We start from the raw sequence: 26,792 nt of genomic DNA on the forward strand, positions 1-26,792 counted from the left end.
GGGACTTCCGTTGCCAACCCTGCCGCCGCCCACCCACTTCGTCGTCGTCACCATCGGTTCGGCCGGCGACCTGTTTCCCTTCCTCGCGCTGGCCCTGGCGCTGCGCGGGCGCGGCCACCGCGTCTCCTTCCTCGCGCCCGAGCAGCACGCGCCCTACGTGGCGCCCACGGGCCTGCCGTTCACCGGCCTGCCCGCCGACGAAGCCGTGCTGCACGACCCCGACCTGTGGCATCCGACCCGCGGCTTCGGCGTCGTCTGGCGCGCGACGCGGCCGGCGATGGCGCGCATCGTCCCCTTCGTGCGGGCGCTGCCGGCCGACGAGCGCTGCGTGCTGCTCGCGCACCCGCTGGCGCTGCCCGAGGCGGACCTGTGCCGCGCGCTCAGGCCGGGCCTGAAGATCGCCGCCGCCTACCTGGCGCCGCAGAACCTGCCCACCGTGCACGACCCGCTGCTGGTCGGTCCGTGGCGCGTGCCGTCCTGGGTGCCGCTGGGCGCACGGCGCGCGCTGTGGCGCTGGGCGATGCGCACCTTCATCGATCCCGTCGCGCTGGCCGACGTGAATGCGGCGCGGCGCAGCCACGGGCTGGCGCCGGCGGCGACGCTGGCCGATGCCGTGTTTCCCGTGCCCGACTTGTCGCTGACGCTGTTCCCGGCCTGGTTCGCGCCCACGCAGCCTGACTGGCCGCAGCCGCTCGCGCGCGGCGATTTTCCGCTGTACGACCCGAATCCCGATGCGGCGCTGGCGCCGGAGCTGCAGGCTTTTCTCCAGGCCGGTCCGGCACCGCTCGCCTTCACCCATGGCACCGGCAACACCCAGTCCGCCGCCTACTTCCGGGCGGCGCGGGCGGCCGTCGAGCGGCTCGGCCGGCGCGCGATCTTCCTCACGCCGCACCGCGCCCAGCTGCCGGGCGACCTGCCGCCGTCGATCCTGTGGCAGGACTACGTGCCGCTGCGGCGCCTGCTGCCGCACCTGGCCTTGCTCGCGCACCACGGCGGCATCGGCACGACGGCCGAGGCGCTGCGCGCCGGCACGCCGCAACTCGTGGTGCCGCTGGCGCACGACCAGTTCGACAACGCGATGCGGGTCGCGGCGCTCGGCGCCGGGGAGAGCTTGCCGGCCGCGCGCGTGGATGGCGCAAAGCTGGCCATCGCGCTGGCGCGCCTGCTCGATCCGAACGCGGCCGAACGGGCCCATGCCGTGCGCGCGCGTTTCACCGGCGGCGATGCCGTGGCGGACATGGCCGTGCGGCTGGAAGCGCTGGCGGCGACGTAGTGCGCGGCAATGGGGTGCGGCAATGGCGCGCCCCGGCATCGCCCGTCCCGCGACAATGGAAGCGAATACACCCCATGACAACCCAAAGAGGATTCCTATGCAACGAAGCGCACTGGTGGTCGGCGCCAGCGGCATCGGCGGCCGTTACACGGCCCGCGAACTGCTGGCCCATGGCTGGACCGTGTACGGCCTGGCCCGCCGCCCGCCCACCGACCTGCCGGGCCTGATTCCCGTCCCGGCCGACCTGCTGGACCCGGCCGTGTTGACGCAGGCCTTCGAGACCGCGTTCGGCGGCGGTACGGACGGCCCCACCCACGTGTTCATTACCACCTGGATGCGCCAGGACAGCGAGGCCGAGAACATCCGCGTGAATGCGGGCATGGTGCGCAACCTGCTGGGTGCGCTGGCCCCGCGCAAGTCGCTGCGCCACGTGGCGCTGGTCACGGGATTGAAGCACTACCTCGGCCCGTTCGAGGCCTATGCCAGTTCCGGCACCTTGCCCGATACGCCGCTGCGCGAATCCCAGCCGCGCCTGCCGCTCGACAATTTTTACTATGCGCAGGAAGACGAGGTGTACGCCGCTGCCCAACGCGACCGCTTCACCTGGAGCATCCACCGGCCCCATACGGTCATCGGCCTGGCCGTCGGTAATGCGATGAACCTGGGCACCACGCTGGCCGTGTACGCCGCCATTTGCAAGGAGACGGGGCGTCCGTTCCAGTTCCCGGGATCGGAAGCGCAATGGAACGGCCTGTCGGACGTGACCGATGCGCGCATGCTGGCGAAGCAGTTGCGCTGGGCCGCCGATACCGATGCGGCGAAGGACGAGGCCTTCAACATCACCAACGGCGATTATTTCCGCTGGAGCTGGTTGTGGCGGCGGCTGGCCGCATGGTTCGGCGTGCAGGCGGCCGGCTATTCCGGCGAGATCCAGCCGCTGGAAAAGATCATGGCGGGCGATCGCGAGACCTGGCGCCACATCGCCCAAAAGCACGGCCTGCGCGAGCCGGACCTGGACCGCCTCGTCTCGCCCTGGCACACGGACCTGGACCTGGGCCGTCCCATCGAAGTGATGACGGACATGGCCAATAGCCGCCGCCTCGGATTTGCGGCGTGGCAATCGACCGAGGATTCCTTCTTCGACCTGTTTACTGCCTTGCGTGCGGAGCGCCTGATTCCCTGATAGCGCGCTACTGTGGACGGCCGCACGGACGGCCCCGCCCGCATGTGGTCCAATGCGGCCTCATGCAATGAAGCCGGAGAACGCGCATGCGCACGAAACACCAGGAACCGCGCCACGAATCCCATCAGGCGTCCACATCGGGCGCCGGCTTGCCGGGCCACGTGCGCGTGCGCGGCGCGCGCGAGCACAACCTCAAGAACGTCGACCTCGACATCCCGCGCGACGCGCTCGTCGTGTTCACCGGCGTGTCCGGCTCCGGCAAGTCCTCGCTCGCGTTCGGCACGCTGTACGCGGAAGCCCAGCGGCGCTACCTGGAATCCGTGTCGCCGTACGCGCGCCGGCTGTTCCACCAGATGCCGGTGCCGGAAGTCGACGACATCGACGGCCTGCCGCCCGCCGTCGCCCTGCAGCAGCAGCGCGGCACGCCGACGGCGAGGTCGTCGGTGGGCAGCGTCAGCACGCTGTCGAACTCCCTGCGCATGCTGTACTCGCGCGCCGGCGACTACCCGCCCGGCCAGGAACTGCTGTACGCGGAATCGTTCTCTCCCAACACGGCCGAAGGGGCCTGTCCCCAGTGCTCGGGCCTGGGCCGCGTCTACGAAGCGACGGAAGGCTCGATGGTGCCGGACGACAGCCTCACGATCCGCGAACGGGCCGTCGCGGCCTGGCCGCCGGCCTGGCACGGCCAGAACCTGCGCGACATCCTCGTCACGCTCGGCTACGACGTCGACACGCCCTGGCGCGACCTGCCGAAGAAGGACCGCGACTGGATCCTGTACACGGACGACACCCCCACGGTGCCTGTGTACGCGGGCCTGACCCCGGCCGAGACGAAGCGCGCGCTCAAGCGCAAGGAGACGCCCAGCTACCAGGGCACCTTCACGGGCGCGCGCCGCTACGTGCTGCAGACCTTCGCCAATACCGAGAGCGCCGCCATGAAGAAACGCGTGGCGCGCTACATGGTCAGCACCGAATGCCCGCTGTGCCATGGCAAGCGCCTGCGCCGCGAGGCGCTGTCCGTGACCTTCGCCGGCATGGACATCACGGAACTGTCGCGCATGCCGCTGGAACGGCTGGCGGAACTGATGAAGCCCTACGTGGCGGGTAACGAAAAGGGAAAGACTGGCAAGGCCGGCAAGGACAAGGACGCGCATCCGGAGCAGGTCATCGTCACCCAGCGCATCGCCGCCGACCTGTGTGCGCGCCTGGAAGTGCTGCTGGCGCTGGGCCTCGGCTACCTGGCGCTGGAGCGCAGCACGCCGACGCTCTCGCCCGGCGAGCTGCAGCGCCTGCGACTGGCGACGCAGGTGCGTTCCAACCTGTTCGGCGTCGTCTACGTGCTGGACGAACCGTCGGCCGGCCTGCACCCGGCCGATACCGAGGCGCTGCTCGATGCGCTGGCCAGCCTCAAGGCGGGCGGCAATTCGCTGTTCGTCGTCGAGCACGCGCTCGACGTGATCCGCCAGGCCGACTGGATCGTCGACGTCGGCCCGCAGGCGGGCGAGGGCGGCGGCCAGGTGCTCTACAGCGGCCCGCCCGACGGCCTGCGCAGGGTCGAGGGCTCGCACACGCGGCGCTACCTGTTCGCCGACCTGCCCGACGCGGCGCCCAGCCAGGCGCGTGAATCCCGTGCGCCGACCGGCCAGCTGCGCCTGGAAGGCGTCACCCGCAACAACCTCGACGCGCTCGACGTCGCGTTCCCGCTGGGCGTCATGACGGCCGTGACCGGGGTCTCCGGCTCCGGCAAGTCGACGCTGGTGAGCCAGGTGCTGGTCGACCTGGTGACGGAGGCGCTGGGCCAGGCCGCGCCCGAGGAGGAGCCGGAAGGCGAGGAGGCGCCCCTCTTGGAGGCCGAGGAGCAGGTGCGCACGCTGGGCCGCATCGCCGGCATGGACGGCATCAAGCGTCTCGTGCGCGTGGACCAGAAGCCGATCGGCAGGACGCCGCGCTCGAACCTGGCCACCTACACGGGCCTGTTCGACCAGGTGCGCAAGCTGTTCGCCGCCACGCCGCAGGCGCGCAAGAAGAAATACGATGCCGGGCGCTTCTCGTTCAATGTCGCCAAGGGCCGCTGCCCGCACTGCGCGGGCGAGGGCTTCGTGATGGTCGAACTGCTGTTCCTGCCCAGCGTGTATGCGCCGTGCCCGACCTGCGAGGGCGCGCGCTACAACCCGGACACGCTGGCGATCGCGTGGAACGGCCGCAACATCGCCGAGGTGCTGGCGATGACGGTGGACGAGGCGCACGCCTTCTTTGCCGCCGAGGACAGCGTGGCGCGCCCGCTGCAGGTCTTGCGCGAAGTGGGCCTGGGCTACCTGCGCCTGGGGCAGAGCGCCACCGAGCTGTCCGGCGGCGAAGCGCAGCGCATCAAGCTCGCGACCGAGCTGCAGCGCGCCACCCGCGGTGGCGCCCTGTACATCCTGGACGAGCCGACCACGGGCCTGCATCCGCTCGACGCGGACCGCCTGCTGGCGCAGCTGCAGCGCCTCGTCGATGCCGGCAATACCGTCATCATGGTCGAGCACACGATGCGCGTGGTGGCCGCCTGCGACTGGGTGATCGACATCGGTCCGGGCGCCGGCGAGGCGGGCGGCAAGGTGGTGGCCGAGGGACCGCCGGCACAGGTGGCGCGCGCACGGGGCAGCCGCACGGCGCCTTATCTGAAAGCCGCCCTGGAACGCTGAGGGCCCGGGAATGGGTGTAAATACCCGTCAAAAAAATCTGTTCAAAAGAACGCGCCCGATTTGGCGTATGCGTTACACTTTGGACATTTTTTTCACATGAGTTTCGAGAAAGCATGACCGGCACGAGTATCGATAGCACCCAATTCCGTCGAATTCTGTCCCGTAACGTCGCCATGCCGCTGGGAATGGGCGTCCTGAGCGCCCTCGTTTTCGTCGGCATCATCGCCTATCTGATCAACGTCCTGAGCTGGGTCGAGCACTCGGAGCACGTGATCGGCCGCGCCAACGAGGTCAGCAAGCTGTCGGCCGACATGGAAACGGGCATGCGCGGCTTCCTGCTGTCCGGCGACGATGAATTCCTGCAGCCCTACCGCTCCGCCCGGTCGCAGCTGGAGGTCGGCCTGACCGACCTGCTCGGGCTCGTGCGCGACAATCCGGTACAGACGGAACGGGTGCAGCGCATCCGCACGGCCCAGGCCCAGTGGCAGGTGTTTGCCGAGAACGTGATCGCCCGCCGCAGCAAGAACGAGGATTTCGTCGACCAGATCAAGAGCGGCCGCGGCAAGTCGCTGACGGACGAGGTGCGGCGCCAGTTCAACAGCTTCATCCTCGAAGAACAGGGTCTGTTGCAAGAACGCAACCAATCGTCGCGCGCCGTGATCGCCTGGTCGGTCGCCGCCTTCCTGCTGTTCAGCCTGATCGTCGCGGGCGCGCTGGCCATGTTCGGCCGGCGCGAACTGATGCACCTGTCCACGACGTACAACGAGACGCTCGAGCACGAGGCCCAGTACAACGCCAAGCTGCGCCACCAGGACTGGCTGCGCGCCGGCCAGACGGAGCTGGCCGCCAGGACGATGGGCATTAACGAGCTGGAGCCGCTGGCCCAGGCCGTGCTCGATTATGTGACGCGCTACCTGAACGGCGCCGTCGCCGCCATGTACGTGCGCAGCGACGAAGGCGTGCTGACCCGCATCGGCACCTACGGCTTCGCGCCGGACGCGCAGCACGCGCAGGTGATCCAGCCGGCCGAGTCGCTGGCCTCGCAGGCCGCCAACCAGGGCCGCACGATGACCGTGCGCGACCTGCCGGAAGGCTATGTGAAGGTCGTGTCGGCGCTGGGCGAGACGGCGCCGCGCGAACTCCTGATCGCGCCCGTCTCGAATTTCGGCAAGATCAAGGGCATCATCGAGATCGGCTTCCTGCACGGCGTGCGCGAGCGCGACATTGAATTCATGGAAGCGATTGCCCAGGGCGTGGGCGCCGGCGTGGCCTCCGTGCTGTACCGCCAGCGCCTGCAGGTGGCGCTGGAAGAGGCGCAATCGCTGAACGAGGAACTCCAGGTGCAGCAGGAAGAACTGCGCACCGCCAACGAGGAGCTCGAGGAACAGTCGCGCGCCCTGGAGGAATCGCAGAGCGCGCTGGAGAACCAGCAGGCCGAGCTGGAGCAGACCAACGAGCAGCTGGCCGAGCAGGCCGCCCACCTGGACACCAAGAATGCCGCGCTGGTACTGGCCCAGGACCAGTTGCGCGACCGCGCGCTGGAGCTGGAACGCGCCAGCCGCTACAAGTCCGAGTTCCTGGCGAACATGTCGCACGAACTGAGGACGCCGCTGAATAGCTCGCTAATCCTCGCCAAGCTGCTGGCCGACAATGCCGGCGGCAACCTCAACGAAGAGCAGGTGCGCTTCGCCCAGACCATTTATTCGGCCGGCAACGACCTGCTGAACCTGATCAACGACATCCTCGACATCTCCAAGGTCGAAGCCGGCAAGATGGACCTGGTGCCGGAAGAGCTGCCGCTGCGGCGCATGGTCGAGGGCATCACGCGCGTGTTCGAGCCGCTGGCGCGCCAGAAGGAGCTGGTGTTCGACCTGGACGTCGAGGCCAACGTGCCGATCGCCATCCACAGCGACCGCCAGCGCCTGGAGCAAATCCTCAAGAACCTGCTGTCGAACGCCATCAAGTTCACCGACAAGGGCAGCGTGGGCCTGTCCGTCAGCGCCACCGCGGACGGCTGGATCCAGTTTTCCGTGCGCGATTCCGGCATCGGCATCGCCCCGGACCAGCAGGACAAGATCTTCGACGCCTTCCACCAGGCCGACGGCACCATCAGCCGCCGCTTCGGCGGCACGGGCCTGGGCCTGTCGATCTCGCGCGACCTGACGTCGCTGCTGGGCGGCACCCTGTCCGTGGCCAGCACCCCGGGCCAGGGCAGCACTTTCACCCTGAGCCTGCCGCGCAACGGCGCCGTGGCGGCCACCCCGCCGGCCCCGCAGCTCGTGCATGCGGCGCCGCCGGTGCGCCAGCCGGCCCCGGCCCCGGCTCCCGCGCCGGCCGAGGAGATGCCGACGCACAGCTTCGCCGACGACCGTGCCCAGCCGGCCGCCGGCCGGCGCAGCGTGCTCGTCATCGAGGACGACCCGGAATTCGCGCGCATCCTGTACGGCCTGGCGCACGACATGGAATTCCGTTGCCTCGTGGCGATGACGGCGCACCAGGGCCTGGAACTGGCCGCCAGCGAGAGCCCGGACGCGATCCTGCTCGACATCCGCCTGCCGGACGGCTCCGGCCTGTCGGTGCTGCAGCAGCTGAAGGACGACCCGGCCACCCGCCACATCCCCGTGCACGTCGTGTCGAGCCAGGACAACGGCGGCGAGGCGCTGCACCTGGGCGCGATCGGCTATGCGCTCAAGCCGTCCACGCGCGAGCAGCTGGAGGACGTGTTCCGCAAGCTCAAGGACAAGTCCTCGCAGAAGATCAAGCGCGTGCTGCTGGTCGAGGACGACGAGCGCCAGCGCGACAGCGTGGTGCAGCTGGTGTCCGACGCCGACGTCGAGATCGCCGCGGTCGGCACGGGCGCGGAAGCGCTGGAGCTGCTGCGCAGCGAGATCTTCGACTGCATGATCATCGACCTGAAGCTGCCCGACATGCAGGGCAACGAGCTGCTGCAGCGCATGTCGATGGAAGAGCTGTGCTCGTTCCCGCCCGTGATCGTGTACACGGGCCGCAACCTGACGCGCGACGAAGAAGCGGAACTGCTGAAGTATTCGCGTTCGATTATCATCAAGGGGGCACGCTCGCCGGAGCGCCTGCTGGACGAAGTCACGCTGTTCCTGCACAAGGTGGAATCGAAGCTTTCCTCGGAACGCCAGACCATGCTCAAGAGCGTGCGCGGTAGGGACCGCGTGTTCGAGGGCCGCACCATCCTGCTGGTCGACGACGACGTGCGCAACGTGTTCGCGCTGACCAGCGCGCTCGAGCAGCGCGGCGCCCGGGTCGAGGTCGGCCGAAATGGATACGAAGCAATAGCCAAGCTGGACGAGAACGAAGCCATCGACCTCGTGCTGATGGACGTGATGATGCCTGGCATGGACGGACTCGAGGCCACGCGCCGGATCCGCCAGGACAAGCGCTTCACGCGCCTGCCCATCATCGCGATCACCGCCAAGGCGATGAAGGACGACCAGGAGCAATGCCTGGCCGCCGGCGCCAACGACTACCTGGCCAAGCCGATCGACCTGGCCCGACTGTACTCGCTGCTGCGGGTATGGATGCCCACACTGGAGCGCATTTGAAGTGAAGTACCAACCGAGCGACACCGACATCGAATTGCGGATGCTCGTCGAAGCCGTCTACCTGAAGTACAACTACGATTTCCGCGACTATACGGGGGCGTCGCAGAAGCGCCGCGTGCTGGCCGCGCTGCGCGCGATGGAGTGCGACACGATCTCCGAGCTGCAGGCCCGCGTCATGCACGACGCGGGCGCGTTCGCGCAGTTGCTGCAGTTCCTGACCATCCCTGTGACGGAAATGTTCCGCGACCCGGAATATTTCCTGGCGATCCGCCAGCAGGTCGTGCCTTTCCTCAAGACCTATCCTTCGCTGAAGATCTGGGTGGCGGGCTGCAGCACGGGCGAGGAAGTGTATTCGCTGGCGATCCTGCTGAAGGAAGAGGGCTTGCTGGAGCGCACGCTGGTGTATGCGACGGACATCAACCCGGAATCGCTGGATGCGGCGCGCCGTGGGGTAATGCCGCTGGACAAGATGCGCAGCTACACGGAGAATTACCAGAAGGCGGGCGGTACGCGCGCCTTTTCCGACTACTACACGGCGGCCTATGGCGGCGCGCTGTTCGACCGGGCGCTGGTGGAGAACGTGACTTTCGCCGACCACAGCCTGGCCACGGACAGCGTCTTTGCCGAGACCCATTTCATCAGCTGCCGCAACGTGATGATCTACTTTAACCGGCGCCTGCAGAACCGCGTTCTGGGGCTGTTCCACGAATCGCTGTGCCACCGGGGCTTCCTGGGGCTGGGCAGCAAGGAAAGCATCGACTTTTCCACGTATGCCCAGCGCTTCGAGCCGCTGGCGCGGCGCGAACGATTGTTCCGCAAGGTAGGTGCATGATGCGCCCCGCAGCCCAGACCCCGCTGCCACCCGTCGACCCCGCCCCCCTGCAAGCAGCCCTCCACGGACGCCGCGTCGATGCCGTCGTGATCGGCGGCTCGGCCGGCGGCGTCGACGCTCTGATCTCGCTGCTGCCCGCCATCCCGGCCGGCTACACGCTGCCCGTGTTCTGCATCCTGCACCTGCCGGGCGACCGCGAGAGCCGCCTGGCCGAGCTGTTCGACGAACGCCTGCCAGTGCCCGTGCGCGAAGCGGTGGACAAGGACGAGATCGCCCCCGGCACCGTGTATTTCGCCGGTCCCGGCTACCACCTGTCGGTGGAGCGCGACCGGACCTTCTCGCTCAGCTGCGAGCCGCCCGTGCACTTCGCGCGGCCGGCCATCGACGTGCTGATGGAATCGGCCGCCGAAGCCTACGGCGCCGGCCTGGCCGGCATCCTGCTGACGGGCGCCAACCACGACGGCGCGGGCGGCATGGCGCACATCCGCGCCTGCGGCGGCCTGACCGTCGTGCAGGAGCCGGGCGATGCCCAGGTGCCCGTCATGCCGCTGGAAGCGATCCGCCGCTGCAAGCCGCACCTGGTCCTGCCGCTGGCCGCCATCCAGGCCTTGTTGCCCATGTTGGAGAATAGACCATGAGCGCACACGATCCCAGCAAACTCCTGATCGTCGACGACCTGCCCGAAAACCTGCGCGCCCTCGATGCCCTGATCCGCGACGAGCAGCGCATCGTGTTCCAGGCCAGCTCCGGCGAGGAAGCGCTGTCGCTGCTGCTCGAGCACGAATTCGCGCTGGCGATCCTGGACGTGCAGATGCCGGGCATGGACGGCTTCGAGCTGGCCGAGCTGATGCGCGCCACCTCGCGCACCCGCAACATCCCGATCGTGTTCGTCTCCGCCGCCGGACGCGAGTTGAATTATGCGTTCAAGGGCTACGAGACGGGCGCCGTCGACTTCCTGTACAAGCCGCTCGACCCGGACGCCGTGCGCAGCAAGGTCAATGTGTTCGTCACGCTGGACCAGCAGCGGCGCGAGATGCGGCGCCAGATGGAGGCGCTGGAAGAGGCCCGGCGCGGGCAGGAAATCCTCGTGCGCGAACTGAACGATACCCAGGCCGAGCTGCAGCGCTCGCTGCGCATGCGCGACGAATTCATGTCGCTCGTGGCGCACGAGCTGCGTACGCCGCTGAACACGTTGTTCCTGGAAACCCAGATGCGCAGCCTGCAGCTCAAGCGCGGCAACCTGCCCGCGTTCAATGCCGAGCAGGTGGGCGGCATGATCAAGCGCGACGAGCGCCAGATCAAGGCCATGATCCGCCTCATCGACGACATGCTCGACGTCTCGCGCATGAAGAGCGGCACGCTGTCGATCCGCCCCGGCAAGGTCGAGCTGACGGCGCTGCTGGAACGCGTCGTCAGCGACCTGTCGCTGCAGGCGGCCGACGCCGGCTGCACCCTGGTCGTGCTACCGCATGCGCCGGTGGAAGGCTGGTGGGACGAATTCCGCATCGAGCAGGTGGTGGTCAACCTGATCACCAATGCGCTGCGCTACGGCGGCGGTGGCGAGGTCGAGATCAGCGTGCACGAGGAGGGCTGCAATGCCCGCATCGACGTGCGCGACCACGGCAAGGGTATCGCGCCGGACTTCCTCGAACGTATCTTCGAACCCTACGAGCGGGGCGCCCGCAGCGGCGAACCGAAGGGCCTGGGCCTGGGCCTGTACATCTCGCGCCAGCTCGCCACCTCGCACGGCGGTTCGCTGACCGTCGCCAGCGTGCCGGGGGAGGGGGCGACGTTCAGCCTGACGCTGCCGTGCACCGAGGTCATCGCCACGGTAGTCGCGTCGGCCTGACGGTCGTCGCCCCTGCGCAGGCAGGGGCCCAAGTTCTTGCCGAGCCACTGCACCAAGGAATTGGGTCCCTGCCTGCGCAGGGACGACGTCGATTGGCTTGTCATTTCCCCGTCATAGCGCCACGCTATGCTTGGCCGATAGTTAAAATCAATTGCTAAAATCTGATCAATTAATTTCACAAGCAACGGTGCGCGGGTTATAGTGTGCACCTAGCGTTTTTTTAACCACCCCCCTGAAGAGGAACGAGAACATGTCCATCATCAACAGCACGATCAAGCCGTTCAAAGCAACCGCCTACCATGACGGCAAGTTCGTCGACCTGACCGAAGCAGACTTCAAAGGCACCTGGTCGGTCCTGATGTTCTACCCGGCCGACTTCACCTTTGTCTGCCCGACCGAACTGGAAGACCTGGCTGCTTTCCAGCCGGAATTCGCGAAGATGGGCGTGAAAGTGTACGGCGTGTCGACGGACAGCCACTTCGCCCACAAGGCATGGCACGACACCTCGGAAGCGATCAAGAAGGTCAACTACCCGCTGATCGGCGACCCGACCGGTATCCTGGCCCGTAACTTCGAAGTCATGATCGAAGAAGAAGGCATGGCCCTGCGCGGTACCTTCGTCATCAATCCGGAAGGCCAGATCAAGCTGATGGAAGTGCACGACAACGGCATCGGCCGCGATGCATCGGAACTGATGCGCAAGGTCAAGGCTGCCCAGTACGTCGCAGCCCACCCGGGCGAAGTGTGCCCGGCCAAGTGGAGCGAAGGCGCCGAAACCCTGAAGCCGTCGCTGGACCTGGTCGGCAAGATCTAATACGGATCGCCACGCGGGCCGGATCGGCCCGCCGCAGTAAAAATGCAATCCCGGTTCGGGCCCGCCCCTTGCAGGGCCGGCTCGAGCCACCATCTCTTGATTCGCGCCGCATGATCCCGCCACGACGCTGGCGATCAAACTAGTCGATTTTGCCGCGCCAGATTTACTAATTTGATTGATGCACCTGGGGTGCGTCGGGGCCCCGCTACGCCCGAAATTTTTAACGATACGACCGAGGATATGACCATGAGCGTGCTTGACAACGACCTGAAGACCCAACTGGGCGCCTACCTGCAGCGTGTGCAGCAGCCTTTCGAACTGGTCGCGTCGCTGGACGACAGCGAAACTTCGAAGCAGACGCTCGAACTGCTGCAGACCATCCAGAGCCTGCGCGCCGACAAGATCACCCTGCGCACGGACGGCAACGATGCGCGCAAGCCGTCGTTCTCGCTGAAACGCGCCGGCACCGACATGAACCTGCGCTTCGCCGGCCTGCCGCTGGGCCACGAGTTCACCTCGCTGGTGCTGGCGCTGCTGTGGACGGGCGGCCACCCGCCGAAGGTCGAGCAGGACGTCATCGATGCCATCAAGGCGCTGGACGGCGAGTACAACTTCGAGATGTACATGTCGCTGACCTGCCATAACTGCCCGGACGTGGTGCAGGCGCTGTCGCTGATGGCCATCCTGAACCCGAAGGTCAAGACGACCGTCATCGAAGGCGGCGCCTACCAGAAGGAAGTCGAGCAGCGCCAGGTAATGGCCGTGCCGATGGTCTTCCTGAACAACGAACTGTTCGGCTCGGGCCGCATGATGATCGAAGAGATCGTCGCCAAGCTCGATACCGGCGCCGGCGCCCGCGACGCCGCCAAGCTGGATGCCAAGGATCCGTACGACGTGCTGATCGTCGGCGGTGGCCCGGCCGGCTCGGCAGCGGCCGTGTACGCGGCCCGCAAGGGTATCCGCACCGGCGTCGCCACCCAGCGCATGGGCGGCCAGGTGAACGACACCATGTCGATCGAGAACTACATCTCGGTCCTGGAAACGGACGGCCCGAAATTCTCGGCCGCGCTGGAAGCCCAGGTGCGCCACTACGGCGTCGACGTGATGACCCAGCAGGAAGCGGCGCAGATCATCCCGCCGTCGGCTCCCGGCGAGCTGGTCGAGGTGCGCTTCGCCAACGGCGGCTCGCTCAAGTCGAGCACCGTGATCCTGTCGACGGGCGCGCGCTGGAGGAACGTCAACGTGCCGGGCGAGCAGGAATACAAGAACGCCGGCGTGAACTACTGCCCGCACTGCGACGGCCCGCTCTATAAAGGCAAGCGTGTCGCCGTGATCGGCGGCGGCAACTCGGGCGTCGAGGCGGCGATCGACCTCGCCGGTATCGTCGAGCACGTGACGCTGCTAGAATTCTCGAGCCAGCTGAAGGCCGACGCGGTGCTGGTCAGGAAGGCGGAAAGCCTGTCCAACGTGACCATCCACGTGAACGCGCAGACCACCGAGATCACCGGCGACGGCAGCAAGGTGAACGGCATCGCGTACAAGGACCGCCTGTCGGGCGAGGAACACCACGTGCCCCTGGCCGGCGTGTTCGTGCAGATCGGCCTGGTGCCGAACACCGAGTTCCTGAAAGGGACCGTGGAGCTGTCGCGCTTCGGCGAGATCGTCGTCGATGCCCATGGCCGCACCAACGTGCCGGGCGTGTTCGCCGCGGGCGACGCGACCACCACGCCGTTCAAGCAGATCGTGATCGCGGCCGGCGAGGGTTCCAAGGCGGCACTGTCGGCCTTCGACTACCTGATCCGCATGCCGGTGGCCGTGGAAGCGGCTTAAACGATGGCAGGAGAGGTCCGGCGCGCGGCGCGTGCCGGACCTGTGTGATCGAAGGTTGGGAAAAGCAGCGTCTCCGCAAGGGACGCTGCTTTTTTTTATGGACGGCGTTCGCCGTGCGTGGAAGGGCGTGCGCCGCGCGGCTCGTTGCGGCGCTGGCTGCCGCAGCGGCGCTCGCGCCCCGTGCGCAGCAGCACGGGATGGGCACCCGTGCCGTCCAGGCCGAATTCGATGGCATGGCGCAGCGCAGGCACGGTGACGGGCATGTTGACGGTGCCGCTGAACTGCCGGTACTGCGGCGGCAACGGCGAGTCAAGCGGCACCATCAGGATCGTCGGCGCCCATGGCGCCAGGCGGTTCAATTCGCCGGGCAGGCTGCGACGGTCGCCGTCGCCATGCGTCTGGGTCGTGAGAATGAGGTCGAAACGCAGCGCGCGGGTAGCGTTCAGCGCGGCCGCCGGACTGTCGGTCTCCGCGACCGTGTAGCCGAGCGACTTGAGCAGTGCGGCGCTGTGGCGGCGCGATGCCACGTCTTCATCATTGAGCAGGGCGTACTTCATGATGGAGTCCTCCTGCTGAGTGTATGTGCTCCCATTGATTGTTATTCAACATTGAAATTGTAACGAATTAGTGGGTTGGGGAAGCAAGCGGCCAATGACGGGAGAGCGGGTGCGCACGGTTGGTTGCGCTACCGAGCGGCGATATGCCGCAAGGTGTAAACTCGGGTTCCGTCAATGGAAGAACAGCGAAGGCACGCCGCCCAGTGCATCCGTATTGCACAGCAGCCAGGTGGCGGCGCTGGTCACGCCGACGTGCAAGGCCGTCCAGGCTGTGGGAAAGATGCGGGTCATGGTGGCCTCCGTGGGTTCGCCGTTTGCGTTGATGTTGGAATCATCATAGTTTCTATGCTGCCGGGAAACTATCGGCTGGAATTCCGTGACCTTGTAGGAGTAGGCCTCGTCGAGCTGTCTGATCAATAGTCAGAGCTCATGGTTGGCTTCCTACGGCGGGCGTAGGCTGCGTCCTATAGCGTGCTCGAGTACTCAGGCTTACAGTGGGAGCCATCATGACGACCCACGACCCCAAACTCCTCCATAAAGGCGTGCTTGCGGTGCGCCGCAACACCATCCGTCGCCTGCTGCATACCGTGTTCGGCATCGAACACCTGCGCGACGGCCAGCAACGCGTGATCGATAGCGTCCTTGACGGCAAGGACACGCTGGCCATCATGCCCACCGGCAGCGGTAAATCGCTGTGCTACCAGATTCCCGCCCGCGTCCTGGGCGGCATGACCATTGTCGTCTCCCCCTTGATCTCGCTGATGCAGGACCAGCTCGGGAAGCTCGAGGAGATGGGCGTGCGCGCCGTGCAGGTCAACAGCAGCCTGTCCGCGGAGGAGGAGCGCGCCAGCCTGGCCGCCATCGCCGAGGAGCGCTGCGAGATCGTGTTCTGCACGCCAGAGCGCCTGTCCCAGCCGGAATTCGTCGCCACGCTCAAGGGCGTCAAGGTGGCGCTGGTGGCCGTCGACGAAGCCCACTGCATCTCGCAATGGGGCCACGACTTCCGCCCGGCCTACCTGGAGATGGCCGGCGCCATCGAGGCGATCGGCCGTCCGCCCGTGCTGGCGCTGACGGCCACGGCGACCGAGGACGTCATTGATGACATCGGACGGCAACTCAACCGGGCGCGCATGAACGTCATCAACACGGGCGTGTACCGTCCGAACCTGCGCTACGGCGTGGTGCAGGTGACGAACCCCGAGGAAAAGCTGCAGCAGGCGCTGCGCCTCGTGCGCGAAACGGCCGGGGTGGGCATCGTCTATGCCGCCACCGTCAAGGCGGCCGAGGAATTCCACGCCATGCTGGTCGAGGCGGGCGAATCGGCCGCGCTGTACCACGGCAAGCTGCCGTCCGCCGAACGCAAGGCCAACCAGGAACTGTTCATGCATGACGAACGGCGCGTGATGGTGGCGACCAATGCCTTCGGCATGGGCATCGACAAGCCGGACACGCGCTTCGTGATCCACCTGCAGATCCCGGCCAACCTCGAAGCCTATTACCAGGAATCGGGCCGCGCCGGCCGCGACGGCCAGGATGCCGACTGCACGCTGCTGTTCCTGCAGGACGACAAGCGCGTGCAGCAGTTCTTCCTCGTCAAGCACTATCCCACGGCCGAGGAAATCCGCAGCGTCTACGCGGCCGTCTGCGGCGTCGCCGAGGAAGGCGATGCGACCCCCGCCCGCGTGGAGGAAGCGGCCGGGGACGTGGCCGGCGCGAACCTGAAGGTGTGCCTGAAGCTGCTCAAGGATGCGCGCCTGCTGCGCCAGAACCGCAAGCTGTGCTGGCTGCCCACCAGCCATCCGCCCGAGGACAAGCTGTTCGCGGCCATGGCCGAGATCTACCGCCGCAAGCAGGAGCGCGACAAGGAAGCGCTGGAACAGATGGTGTCGTACGCCGTGAGCGGCTTCTGCCGCTGGAAGCTGCTGCTCGACTATTTCGGCGACGAAGTCGACGGCTTCGAGAAGTGCTGCCGCTGCGACAACTGCCAGAACCCGCCGGCGGCCGTGCTGACGGAGGACATTGTCATCCGCGACGACGAATTCGACCGCGAGCCGGATCCCGCGCACGACGCGTCTCCGCCCGCGTTCGAGGCCGGCGCCGCCGTGAAGGTGGCCAAGTATGGCGCCGGCACGGTGGTGTCCTGCGCCGGCGAGCAGGTGACGATCGCCTTCCCGGACGGCGAGCAGCGCTCCTTCCTCGCGAGTTTCGTCAAGCCGGCCAGGAAGCGCAAGGCCGTCGTGGAAGGAGCCGCATGAGCGACATGGTCGTCGTCCGCAAGGAGGGACTGTACTGCGTCCCCGGTGACTTCTACATCGATCCGTGGAAACCGGTCGACCGCGCCGTCATCACCCATGCGCACGGCGACCATGCGCGCTGGGGCCACCGGCACTACCTGGCCTCGCAGCAGAGCGTGAACATCCTGAAGTCGCGCCTGGGCGCCGACATCAACGTCGACGGCCTGGCGTACGGCGAGCGCATCGTGCACAACGGCGTGGCGATCTCGCTGCATCCGGCCGGCCACGTGCTGGGGTCGGCCCAGGTGCGCATGGAGCACGAGGGAGAAATCTGGGTCGCGTCGGGCGACTACAAGGTCGAGCCGGACGCCACCTGCGCGCCGTTCGAACCCGTGCGCTGCCACAGCTTCATCACGGAGTCGACCTTCGGCCTGCCGATCTACCGCTGGGATCCGCAGCAGGACGTGTTCGACGAGATCAACCGCTGGTGGCGCCGCAATGCCGACGAAGGCCGCACCAGCGTGCTGTATGCCTACGCGTTCGGCAAGGCCCAGCGCCTGCTGTCGGGACTGGATCCGTCCATCGGTCCCATCGTCTGCCACGGCGCCGTGGAGCCCCTGAACCGCGTGTACCGCGAAGGCGGCGTCGTGCTGCCGCACACGCAGCTGGTCAGCGAGACCGACAAGGCCGATTTGAAACGGGCGCTGGTGCTGGCGCCGCCGTCGGCTTCGGGCTCGACGTGGACGCGCCGCTTCGGCGACTACAGCGACGCCTTCGCCAGCGGCTGGATGCTGCTGCGCGGCGCGCGCCGGCGCCGCGGCGTCGACCGCGGCTTCGTGCTGTCCGACCATGCCGACTGGCCCGGCCTGCTGGAAGCGATCGCCGCCACCGGCGCCCAGCAGGTCGTCGTCACGCATGGCTCGATTCCCGTGATGGTGCGCTGGCTGTGCCAGATCGGCCTCGATGCGAAGGCCTTCGATACGGAGTACGGCGACGAGGACGACGAAGCCGTCGCCGCGGATGCGAACGCGCCGGCGGAACCGCAGGCCGAAGGGGAGCCACCTCGGGAAGGAGCGCCCGATGCGTGAATTCGCCCGCCTGTACGCCGAACTCGACGAAACCACCGCCACCAACCGCAAGCTCGAGGCGCTGCAGAACTACTTCAGCCACGCCGCTCCCGAGAACGCCGCCTGGGCCGTGTACTTCCTCGCCGGCGGCAAGCCACGCCAGGCCGTGCCCAGCAAGCTGCTGCGCCAGTATGCGATCGAGTACGCGGGCCTGGACGAATGGCTGTTCGAGGAAAGCTACGCCGCCGTCGGCGACATGGCCGAGACCATCGCCCACATCCTGCCCGCGCCCAAGCGCCACAGCGACGTCGGCCTGGCCGTGTGGATGGAGGAGCGCATCGGCCCCCTGCGCGGCGCCGACCCGGGCACGATCCGGGCCGCGTTGTTCGATTACTGGGACGAGCTGACCTGGCGCGAGCGCTTCCTGTTCGTCAAGCTGATCGGCGGGGGATTCCGCGTCGGCGTGTCGAAACTGCTCGTCACGCGCGCGCTGGCGGCGATCGCCGCCGTCGACGCCAAGCTGATCGCCCAGCGCCTGATGGGCTGGACGGACGGCCGCGTCAAGCCGACGGCGGCCGGCTTCCTGCAGCTGATCGCCGCCCAGTCCGATGACGAGCACAAGCAGCGCGGCGGCCAGCCGTATCCCTTCTTCCTGGCGCACCAGCTCAATGCCGAGCCGTCCACGCTGGGCGACATGGGCAACTGGCAGGTCGAGTGGAAGTACGACGGCATCCGCGCCCAGCTGGTGCGGCGCGGCGGCCAGAACTTCCTGTGGTCGCGCGGCGAGGACCTGATCACCGAGCGCTTCCCGGAGCTGGCGGCGCTGTCGCTGCCGGAAGGCACCGTCGTCGACGGCGAAGTGCTCGTGTGGACCGACGGGGATGCGCCGGCGCCGTTCGCCGACCTGCAGAAACGCATCGGCCGCAAGACCCTGTCCGCCAAGCTGCTGGCCGAGCTGCCCGCCGTCCTGCTGGCCTACGACTTGCTGGAACTGGACGGTGTCGACCTGCGCGCCTTGCCCCAGCACGAACGGCGCGCGCTGCTGGAGACGCTGGTCACGGGCGCGGCCCAGCCGCAATTGCGCGTCTCGCCGCTGGTGTCCGCCGACAGCTGGGACGACCTGGGCAAGCTGCGTGCCGAATCGCGCGCGCGCGGCGTGGAAGGCATGATGCTCAAGGCGCGCGACGCCCAGTACGGCGTGGGCCGCACCAAGGATGTCGGCACCTGGTGGAAGTGGAAGATCGACCCGTACGCCGTCGACGCCGTGCTGATCTACGCGCAGGCCGGCAGCGGGCGGCGCGCCTCGCTGTACACGGACTACACGTTCGCCGTGTGGGACGGGGAGGGCGAGGAGCGCAAGCTGGTCCCGTTCGCGAAAGCCTATTCGGGACTGACCGACGCCGAGATCCGCCAGGTCGATAATGCGATCCGCAAGACGACGGTCGAGAAATTCGGCCCCGTGCGCTCGGTGAAGCCCACGATGGTGTTCGAGATCGGCTTCGAAGGCATCGCGCTGTCCACGCGTCACAAGGCCGGCATCGCCGTGCGCTTCCCGCGCATCCTGCGCCGCAGGGACGACAAGCCGGTCGAGGAAGCGGACACGCTGGACACGCTCAAGGGCTTGCTCGAAGCGGGGCAGGGCGAGGTGGTTGGCGAGGTGACTGAATGACGAAGTCGCAGGCGGAAAGCGCCGTCGATGCCTGGTTCGCGGGGCGTGGCTGGAAAGTGTTTCCGTTCCAGCGCGCCGTGTGGAAGGCCGCGCAGGGTGGCCAGTCCGGGCTGCTGCATGCGAACACGGGCGCGGGCAAGACCTATGCCGTGTGGTTCGCGGCGCTGCTGCGCGGGGCGAACCGGACGCGGCGCCAGTCCAGCGGCCTGCGCGTGCTGTGGCTCACCCCCATGCGGGCGCTGGCCGCCGATACCCAGCGCTCGCTCGAGGTGTCCGCGGCGGAACTGGGCGCCGCGCATCCCGACATCTTCGGCAGCTGGAGCATCGGTGCGCGCACGGGCGACACGGGGTCGGCCGAGCGCGCGCGCCAGTCGAAATCGCTGCCGGGCGCCCTCGTCACGACGCCGGAAAGCCTGTCGCTGCTGCTCTCGCACGCGGGAGCGCGCGACCAGTTCAAGCACCTGGACATGGTCATCATCGACGAGTGGCACGAACTCCTGGGCAGCAAGCGCGGCGTGCAGGTGCAGCTGGCGCTGGCGCGGCTGCGGCGCTGGAACCCCGGCCTCGTCGTGTGGGGCCTGTCGGCGACGATGGGCAACCTCGACGAGGCGCGCGACGTGCTGCTCGGCGCCGGCGCCGCCGACCGGGGCGTGCTGGTCGAGGGCGACCTCAAGAAGCAGATCGTCATCGATACGCTGGTGCCGCACAACCCCTCGCGCTTTCCCTGGGCCGGCCACCTGGGCCTGGCCATGATGCAGCCCGTCGTCGACGAGATCGACCAGCACGGTTCGACGCTCGTCTTCACCAACACCCGTCCGCAGGCGGAGCTGTGGTACCAGAACCTGATCGAGGCGCGCCCCGACTGGGCCGGCGTGGTGGCGCTGCACCACGGTTCGCTCGACCGCGAGGTGCGCGAATGGGTCGAGAACGGCCTCAAGCGGGGCGAACTGAAGGCCGTCGTGTGCACGGCGAGCCTGGACCTGGGCGTGGACTTCCTGCCCGTCGAGCGCGTGCTGCAGATCGGCAGCGCCAAGGGCATCGCGCGCATCCTGCAGCGCGCCGGACGCAGCGGCCACGCGCCGGGACGGGTGTCGCGCGTGACGCTGGTGCCGACCCACAGCCTGGAACTGCTGGAAGCGGCGGCCGTCAAGCGCGCCGTCGCCACGCACCGCATCGAGGCGCGCCAGCCCCCCAACAAGCCGTTCGACGTCCTCGTGCAGCACCTGGTGACGATCGCGCTGGGCGGCGGGTTCCGCGACGAGGAATTGTACGAGGAGGTGCGCAGCAGCTGGTCCTACCGCGAGCTCACGCGCGAGGAATGGCAGTGGGCGCTGGACTTCGTCGCGCGTGGCGGCCAGAGCCTGACAACGTATCCCGAGTACCGCCGCGTGCTGCCCGACGAGGGCGGCGTGCACCGCGTGCCCGACGCGACGATCGGCCGGCGCCACCGCATGAGCATCGGCACCATTGTCTCCGACGCGCAGATGAAGGTGCAGTACGTGAGCGGCGGACGCATCGGCACCGTCGAGGAATCCTTCATCGGCAGGATGAAGCCGGGCGACCGTTTTCTCTTTTCGGGCCGGATCCTGGAACTGGTGCGCGTGCACGAGATGACGGCCTTCGTGAAGCGCTCGGAATCGAGCCGCGGCGCCGTCAGCCGCTGGAGCGGCGCCAAGGTGCCCCTGAGCGCCGAGCTGGCGCACGCCGCGCGCGAGGAACTGAAGCTGGCCAGCCAGGGCATCTACGACGGGCCCGAGATGCGCGCGCTGGTGCCGCTGTTCGAGATCCAGGAACGCTGGTCGGCGCTGCCCAGCAGCGAGGTGCTGGTGGTCGAGAGCATGAAGAGCCGCGAAGGCTGGCACCTGTTCGCGTATCCGTTCGCGGGACGGTCCGTGCACACGGGCCTGGCCTCGCTGCTGGCCTACCGCGTGGGGCGGGTGATGCCCAGCACCTTCTCGGTGGCCGTCAACGACTACGGCTTCGAACTGCTGGCGCCGGAACCGGTCGACTGGGAAGCGGCGTTCGCCGCCGCGACGGGCGCAGACGTCGCCCTGTTCGACACGGGCCATCTGCTCGAGGATGTGCTCGACAGCCTGAACGCGACCCAGCTGTCGCAGCAGCGCTTCCGCGAAGTGGCGAGGATCGCCGGCCTGGTATTCCAGGGCTATCCGGGCCAGCACAAGTCGATGCGCCAGGTGCAGGCCTCGTCGTCGCTGTTCTTCGAGGTCTTCCGCAAGCACGACAGCGGCAACCTGCTGCTGACGCAGGCCGAGCGCGAAGTGCTGGAGCAGGAACTGGAGCTGACGCGCCTGCGCGATACGCTGGTCGAGCTGCACGGGCGCCGCATCGCGTTTCGCGAGGTCAAGCGCGCGACGCCGTTCGGCTTTCCGCTGATGGTCGCGCGCTTCCGCGAAAAGGTCAGCACCGAGAAGCTCAACGACCGCGTGGCGCGCATGTTGCGCGAACTGGAAAAGGCGGCCGCGGCGTGACGATGGCAGGCGCCTTTCCGCTCGAAGTTGCCGGCGAGCGCCTCTGGCTGCTGCCGCAGAAGGCCGTGTACTGGCCGCGCCTGGAACTGCTGGCCATCGCCGACATCCACTTCGGCAAGGCGGCCGCCTTCCGCTCCTTCGGCATCCCCGTCCCGCACGGCACGACCAACGAGAACCTCGATGCGCTCGACGCGCTCGTCACCGCGACGGGCGCCACGCACGTGCTGTTCCTCGGCGACTTCCTGCACGCGCGCGCGGCGCACGCGGCCGCCACGCAGGCGGCGATGCTGGCCTGGCGCCTGCGCCGGCGCGAGCTCGTGCTGACCCTCGTGCGCGGCAACCACGACAAGCACGCGGGCGACCCGGCGGCGAGCCTGGCCATCGACCTCGTCGACGAACCGTACACGCTGGGACCGTTCTCGTTCTGCCACCATCCCGAGCTGGAAGAGGGCGCGCCCGGCTACGTGCTCGCGGGCCACGTGCATCCCGCCTACGTGCTGGCCACGCGGTTCGACGCGCTGCGCCTGCCGTGCTTCGTCGTCGGCCGGCGGCGCATGATCCTGCCCTCGTTCGGCGCGTTCACGGGCGGGCATGCGGTGCGGCCGGAACAGGGCGAACGGATCTACGTCACGTCGGGCGATGCCGTCCATCCGGTGCATCCGGGTCGTTAGCGTACGTTAGGGAGCGCACCGAGCCCTGCAATACAGCGGCGTAAGCTGGCCATATCGACAATCCGATTTTCCGGAGGACATCATGGCAAACGCCCGCCAGACCCTCGCCGCGGCCGTCGTGGCCGCGCTGCCGCTGCTCGCAGTGAGCGTTCCCGCCCAGGTACAAGCGCAGGAGCATCCGCGCGCCAGCACCCTCGGCCCGCGCATCGAAGGTTTCAACGTCGACGAAGTGCGCCGCCTCGATCCCGGCACCGAACTGAACTTCGAGCTGTACGGCAGCCCGGGCGGCGCCGCCACGCTGCGCATCGACGGCGCGACCCGCAACCTGCACATGAACGAGACCCGTCCCGGCACCTACCAGGGCACGTACACGATCGGCGTGCACGACCGCATCCGGCCGGACAGCGCCGTCACCGCGAACCTGCGCGTGAACAACCTGACCGCGACCCAGGTGCTGGCCGAATCCATCGTGCGCGGTCCCGGCGTGCGGCAGGACCGCGGCGGCGAGCTGGCGCAGGTGCCCCACGTGCGCACCTTCGACGTGGAAGCGAACGACAACCTCGGCCCCGGCAACGAACTGAAGTTCACGGTGCGCGGCACGCCCGGCGCCAAGGTCGACGTGCAAATCGCTGGCACGCGCGGCATCTTCTACTTGCCGGAAGTGCGCCCGGGCGAATACAGCGGCCTGTACACGATCCGCCGCGACGACCGCATCATGCCGGACGCGGCCGTGACGGCCACCATTCGCGCTAACGGCCGCTACACGACGGCCATGCTGGGCCGGCCGCTGCTGGCCGGCGGACCCGGACCGCGCGACCTGGCGATGTCGACGTCACCCGTGCGCACCGGCTACGACGGGCGCGATGAACGAGACGGGCGCCAGCAGCCGGTGGCGCGCTACTGCACCAACTGCGGCACGGTGGAGGCGGTCAATGTCGTCGACACCGCCAGCAGCGGTGCGCTGGGCACCGTGGGCGGCGCCGTGGTCGGCGGCCTGATCGGCAACCAGGTGGGCAGCGGCACGGGACGCACGGCAGCCACGGCGGCTGGCGCCGTCGGTGGCGCGCTCGCCGGGCGCAGCATCGAACGCAATGCGCGCAGCGGCCAGCGTTTCGACGTCATCGTGCGCTACGAGAATGGCGCGACGCAGACGATTCCCTACGATAACGATCCGGGTTTCCGCGTGGGCGACCGCGTCAAGGTCAGCGATGGCGTGGTGACGCGCGATTGATCGGGACGCACCCCGGGGACGGAGCCGATGGATGGAAGCGGTAGACGAAGACCAAGGGGGCGGGAGCGGCGTGGCAGGGCGTCGGGTGAGCCGAGCAAGGATTTGCTCAGTTAAAAGGGGGCTATGGAAAGTCCAAGGCCGAACGGCAAGCTTGAAGCGCAACCGAGTCTGCGGGTCCTCCCGGCCCGGACTCGACGGCGGCGGCGTTCAGGCCGTCGCCAGCACCTGGCCGTCGCCGGAATCGGCGTCTGCCTTGTGCTTCGCGTTCTGCTTGGCGCGCGAGCGCGACGGCGGCAGGCGGCGCAGCGTCTTCAGTGCTTCGGGATCCTTGATGCCGATAGTGCGCTGGTCGACCGTGATCAGGCCGATCTCATTGAATGCGGACAGCGTGCGGCTGACGGTTTCCAGCGTCAGGCCGAGGTAGCTGCCGATTTCATGGCGCGTCATGCGCAGGTTGAACAGCTTGCTCGAATATCCCATGGCGGCGAAGCGTTCGGCCAGCGAGATCAGGAAGCGGGCCACGCGGGCCTCGGCCGACAGCGCGCCGAGCATGCCGATCATTGCCTGTTCGCGCACCAGCTCGCGGCTCATGACGCCGTACATCAGGTTCTCGAGTTCCGCGTGGACGCGACCGAGGGCGGTCAGCTTCTTGAACGGGACCAGGATCAGGTCGCAGTCCGACAGGGCCACCGCTTCCGAGGCGTAATGGCGAGTGTGGATGCCGTCGACGCCGAGCATGTCGCCCTTCATGGGAAAGCTCAGCACCTGCTCGTTGCCGAATTCATCGATCAGCACGGTCTTGAGAAAGCCGGAGTTGACGATGTACAGGGTGTCGAAAGCCTGGCCGATGGTATGGACGCGCTGCCCCGTCTTGAATTGCACGTGCTGGAACAGCAGTTCCTCGGTGTTCATCGAGACGGCGGCCGGGATGTGCAGCAGGTCGCAGACCTCTTTCAGGTTGGACCACAGGCGACCCTGGCGCTGGCGTCCGGCTTCCATTTGCGACGAGTGCAGGGTCGATGGCGCGGCGTTGCGTTGTTCTGAAGTTAGCTGGGACTGCATACTCATCTCCAGGTTTAGGAATCAAGGTTTCTTGCGGCCTGCCCGGTCCAGCGTGGATGTCTGGACACGGATATAGACCGCGAGCAAGTCGGAACGCTGAAACCAGTATGCCAACACGAGTCCGGCATTCATATCAGCAACGGCTGAATGTGTAGGTAGGAGAGAGCGTCAGTTTGTAGGATTTTTCTTACCAGGCGTGTCGTTGCGTGAGCAGGTCCCAGAGTGGCGCGTCGCTGCGGCGGTGGTAGGAATAGTTCCATTGCCGCCCACTGCCCAGCGGAGGGGCAGGGCACGCGCCGTGTGGCAAGAATGTCGAATCGTGTTTAGTGGACGCCGGCTCAAGCCTTCATGGGGGCCAGCAGGCGGTGGGCGACGGCGTATTGGACCATCTCGGACAGCGAGGTCATGCCCATCTTCTGCATGATGCGCGTCTTGTGGGTGCTGACCGTCTTGACGGACAGGTGCAGGTTGTTGGCGATCTCCGTGATCGACTTGCCGCCCACCAGCAGCGAGAACACCTCGAATTCGCGGTCCGAGAGCTGTTTGTGCAGCAGCTGTTCGTTGGGCGCCATGATGTTCAGCGCCAGTTGTTCGGCGACTTCGGTACTGATATAGGGACGGCCGGACGCGACCTTGCGGATGGCGCCGACCAGCTGGGTGCCGGCGCTTTCCTTGGTGAGATACCCCTGGGCGCCGGCGCGGATGGCGCGCACGGCATACTGTTCTTCCTCGTGCATGGTCAGGATCAGGACGGCCAGCTTGGGCGATTCGCTGCGCACTTGCCGGATCAGGTCGACGCCGCTGCGTCCCGGCATGGACAAGTCGAGCAGCAACAGGTCGAAGCCGCCCTGGCGGACGAGCGTCAACACCTCGAAGCCATTGATGGCTTCGCCGACGATCTCGATGTCGAGCGCACCGTCGAGGATGCGCTTGAGGCCCTCGCGCATGATCGTGTGATCGTCAGCGATGACTATGCGAATCATAGTGGTTTCCCCAGCATGGAATCTTGAAAACGCAGCATAAAAGCTATCACATCAGCAACATTTTTGTTGCACTTTTTGTTGAAGATGTGTGATGCCGTGCTTGTTTAGTCGGCCGGCTCCCGGATCAGACGGTGTACCAGGACGGGAATGGTTGTCTGTGACAATACCTTGTTGGTTACACTGCCCAGCAGTAGTTGACCCCAGCCGCTACGGCCGTGCGAGCCCATGAAGATCAGGTCGCATTGTTGCTGCTGCGCGACGTCAACGATCTTGAGCGCGGCGGCATCGGAAAACGCCGTCATGCAGCCGTGCCGCAGTCCGGCCCGCTCGGCCGCACGCATGATCGAGCCCATGTATTCCTCGCCGGTGTGGCGCATCCGCTCTATATATTCTTCTTCGCTGGGGTAGGACGGCGGAATGATCTCGACGTACACGGGATACTGGTATTCCGGCGCCACGAACAGCGCCAGCACCTCCGCGCCCATCTGCTGGGCGAACTTCACGCCGGCGCAGGCGGTGTGCTGGGACACGGCGGAGCCGTCCGTGGTGATCAGAATCTTCCGGTACATGGTGAGTCCTCCCCCACAACACGTTACGATGTCATTGTAGTCCGCGGCGCCACCTTGCACCGGACGCAAACCCTTGATCTTTCTCAGCGTTGTGTTCGCTTATTCGCGGGAAACCATAAAAAGCCGCAATTGCCCCCGCGATAAAAAAATACAACACTTGCTTTGCGAAAATATTCAGAAAACGTTGTAAATAATCGTTTCAGAGGCAGGTTTACTGCGT

Annotated in this window: 19 protein-coding genes; 15 read left to right on the forward strand and 4 right to left on the reverse strand. The window is 67.2% G+C overall.

All coding sequences use genetic code 11. The annotated features are described in order from the left end of the window. The first annotated feature begins 10 nt into the window (after nucleotides 1-10). The 9 genes from ACI1V7_RS01645 (at nucleotide 11) to ahpF (ending at nucleotide 14,040) form a co-directional block, all read left to right on the forward strand. Nucleotides 11-1,273, forward strand: coding sequence for a glycosyltransferase (locus tag ACI1V7_RS01645; protein ID WP_404530051.1), 1,263 nt, complete (start codon nucleotides 11-13; stop codon nucleotides 1,271-1,273). A 97-nt stretch (nucleotides 1,274-1,370) separates the two neighbouring features. Beyond that, nucleotides 1,371-2,456 (forward strand): SDR family oxidoreductase, encoded by a 1,086-nt coding sequence (locus ACI1V7_RS01650; RefSeq protein WP_404530052.1) that lies wholly within the window; start codon nucleotides 1,371-1,373, stop codon nucleotides 2,454-2,456. Nucleotides 2,457-2,542: 86 nt separating this feature from the next. Continuing rightward, nucleotides 2,543-5,140: an excinuclease ABC subunit UvrA gene (locus ACI1V7_RS01655; RefSeq protein ID WP_404530053.1), complete on the forward strand. Its 2,598-nt coding sequence runs from the start codon at nucleotides 2,543-2,545 to the stop codon at nucleotides 5,138-5,140. Between the two features lie 113 nt (nucleotides 5,141-5,253). Beyond that, nucleotides 5,254-8,715, forward strand: a complete 3,462-nt coding sequence (locus ACI1V7_RS01660) for a response regulator (protein ID WP_404530054.1) — start codon at nucleotides 5,254-5,256, stop codon at nucleotides 8,713-8,715. 40 nt (nucleotides 8,716-8,755) lie between these two features. Beyond that, nucleotides 8,756-9,547: a CheR family methyltransferase gene (locus tag ACI1V7_RS01665; protein ID WP_404531521.1), complete on the forward strand. Its 792-nt coding sequence runs from the start codon at nucleotides 8,756-8,758 to the stop codon at nucleotides 9,545-9,547. Further along, nucleotides 9,547-10,185 carry a chemotaxis protein CheB gene (locus ACI1V7_RS01670; RefSeq protein ID WP_404531522.1) on the forward strand — a complete coding sequence of 213 codons (639 nt, stop codon included), beginning with the start codon at nucleotides 9,547-9,549 and terminating at the stop codon, nucleotides 10,183-10,185. The genes ACI1V7_RS01665 and ACI1V7_RS01670 overlap by 1 nt, the downstream gene beginning before the upstream one ends. Then, nucleotides 10,182-11,396, forward strand: coding sequence for a hybrid sensor histidine kinase/response regulator (locus tag ACI1V7_RS01675; RefSeq protein WP_404530055.1), 1,215 nt, complete (start codon nucleotides 10,182-10,184; stop codon nucleotides 11,394-11,396). The genes ACI1V7_RS01670 and ACI1V7_RS01675 overlap by 4 nt, the downstream gene beginning before the upstream one ends. 250 nt (nucleotides 11,397-11,646) lie before the next feature. After that, complete coding sequence (gene ahpC, locus ACI1V7_RS01680) at nucleotides 11,647-12,210, forward strand: alkyl hydroperoxide reductase subunit C (RefSeq protein WP_290412057.1); 564 nt, start codon at nucleotides 11,647-11,649, stop codon at nucleotides 12,208-12,210. Nucleotides 12,211-12,462: 252 nt separating this feature from the next. Continuing rightward, complete coding sequence (ahpF, locus tag ACI1V7_RS01685; RefSeq protein ID WP_404531523.1) at nucleotides 12,463-14,040, forward strand: alkyl hydroperoxide reductase subunit F; 1,578 nt, start codon at nucleotides 12,463-12,465, stop codon at nucleotides 14,038-14,040. A 95-nt stretch (nucleotides 14,041-14,135) separates the two neighbouring features. Here the strand turns inward: ahpF and ACI1V7_RS01690 are convergent, their stop codons facing one another. Next, nucleotides 14,136-14,597, reverse strand: a complete 462-nt coding sequence (locus ACI1V7_RS01690; RefSeq protein ID WP_404530056.1) for a response regulator — start codon at nucleotides 14,595-14,597, stop codon at nucleotides 14,136-14,138. A 506-nt stretch (nucleotides 14,598-15,103) separates the two neighbouring features. Between ACI1V7_RS01690 and ACI1V7_RS01695 the strand changes: the two genes are divergently transcribed. From ACI1V7_RS01695 to ACI1V7_RS01720, 6 genes are all read left to right on the forward strand, one after another. Beyond that, nucleotides 15,104-16,852, forward strand: a complete 1,749-nt coding sequence (locus ACI1V7_RS01695; protein ID WP_404530057.1) for a RecQ family ATP-dependent DNA helicase — start codon at nucleotides 15,104-15,106, stop codon at nucleotides 16,850-16,852. After that, nucleotides 16,849-17,919 (forward strand): ligase-associated DNA damage response exonuclease, encoded by a 1,071-nt coding sequence (locus tag ACI1V7_RS01700; RefSeq protein ID WP_404530058.1) that lies wholly within the window; start codon nucleotides 16,849-16,851, stop codon nucleotides 17,917-17,919. The genes ACI1V7_RS01695 and ACI1V7_RS01700 overlap by 4 nt, the downstream gene beginning before the upstream one ends. Continuing rightward, nucleotides 17,912-19,567 carry an ATP-dependent DNA ligase gene (locus ACI1V7_RS01705; RefSeq protein ID WP_404530059.1) on the forward strand — a complete coding sequence of 552 codons (1,656 nt, stop codon included), beginning with the start codon at nucleotides 17,912-17,914 and terminating at the stop codon, nucleotides 19,565-19,567. Before ACI1V7_RS01700 ends, ACI1V7_RS01705 begins: the two co-directional genes overlap by 8 nt. Then, a complete protein-coding gene (locus tag ACI1V7_RS01710; RefSeq protein ID WP_404530060.1) occupies nucleotides 19,564-22,056 on the forward strand; it encodes a ligase-associated DNA damage response DEXH box helicase in 2,493 nt (830 codons plus the stop codon). Before ACI1V7_RS01705 ends, ACI1V7_RS01710 begins: the two co-directional genes overlap by 4 nt. 2 nt (nucleotides 22,057-22,058) lie before the next feature. Continuing rightward, the gene (pdeM, locus tag ACI1V7_RS01715; protein WP_404530061.1) at nucleotides 22,059-22,727 is read left to right on the forward strand and encodes a ligase-associated DNA damage response endonuclease PdeM; all 669 of its coding nucleotides are present in this window, start codon (nucleotides 22,059-22,061) and stop codon (nucleotides 22,725-22,727) included. Nucleotides 22,728-22,809: 82 nt separating this feature from the next. Further along, nucleotides 22,810-23,958, forward strand: a complete 1,149-nt coding sequence (locus ACI1V7_RS01720; protein WP_404530062.1) for a glycine zipper 2TM domain-containing protein — start codon at nucleotides 22,810-22,812, stop codon at nucleotides 23,956-23,958. A gap of 207 nt (nucleotides 23,959-24,165) precedes the next feature. Here the strand turns inward: ACI1V7_RS01720 and ACI1V7_RS01725 are convergent, their stop codons facing one another. The 3 genes from ACI1V7_RS01725 to ACI1V7_RS01735 form a co-directional block, all read right to left on the reverse strand. After that, the gene (locus ACI1V7_RS01725; RefSeq protein WP_404531524.1) at nucleotides 24,166-24,957 is read right to left on the reverse strand and encodes a Crp/Fnr family transcriptional regulator; all 792 of its coding nucleotides are present in this window, start codon (nucleotides 24,955-24,957) and stop codon (nucleotides 24,166-24,168) included. A 401-nt stretch (nucleotides 24,958-25,358) separates the two neighbouring features. Then, nucleotides 25,359-26,003, reverse strand: coding sequence for a response regulator (locus tag ACI1V7_RS01730; protein ID WP_404530063.1), 645 nt, complete (start codon nucleotides 26,001-26,003; stop codon nucleotides 25,359-25,361). Nucleotides 26,004-26,107: 104 nt separating this feature from the next. Next, on the reverse strand, nucleotides 26,108-26,572 hold the full coding sequence (locus tag ACI1V7_RS01735; protein ID WP_404530064.1) for a universal stress protein: 465 nt from the start codon (nucleotides 26,570-26,572) through the stop codon (nucleotides 26,108-26,110). Between the last annotated feature and the right edge of the window lie 220 nt (nucleotides 26,573-26,792).

The sequence above is a fragment of the Massilia paldalensis genome (assembly GCF_044901715.1).
In the GTDB taxonomy this organism is placed as follows: Bacteria; Pseudomonadota; Gammaproteobacteria; order Burkholderiales; family Burkholderiaceae_D; genus Telluria; species Telluria paldalensis.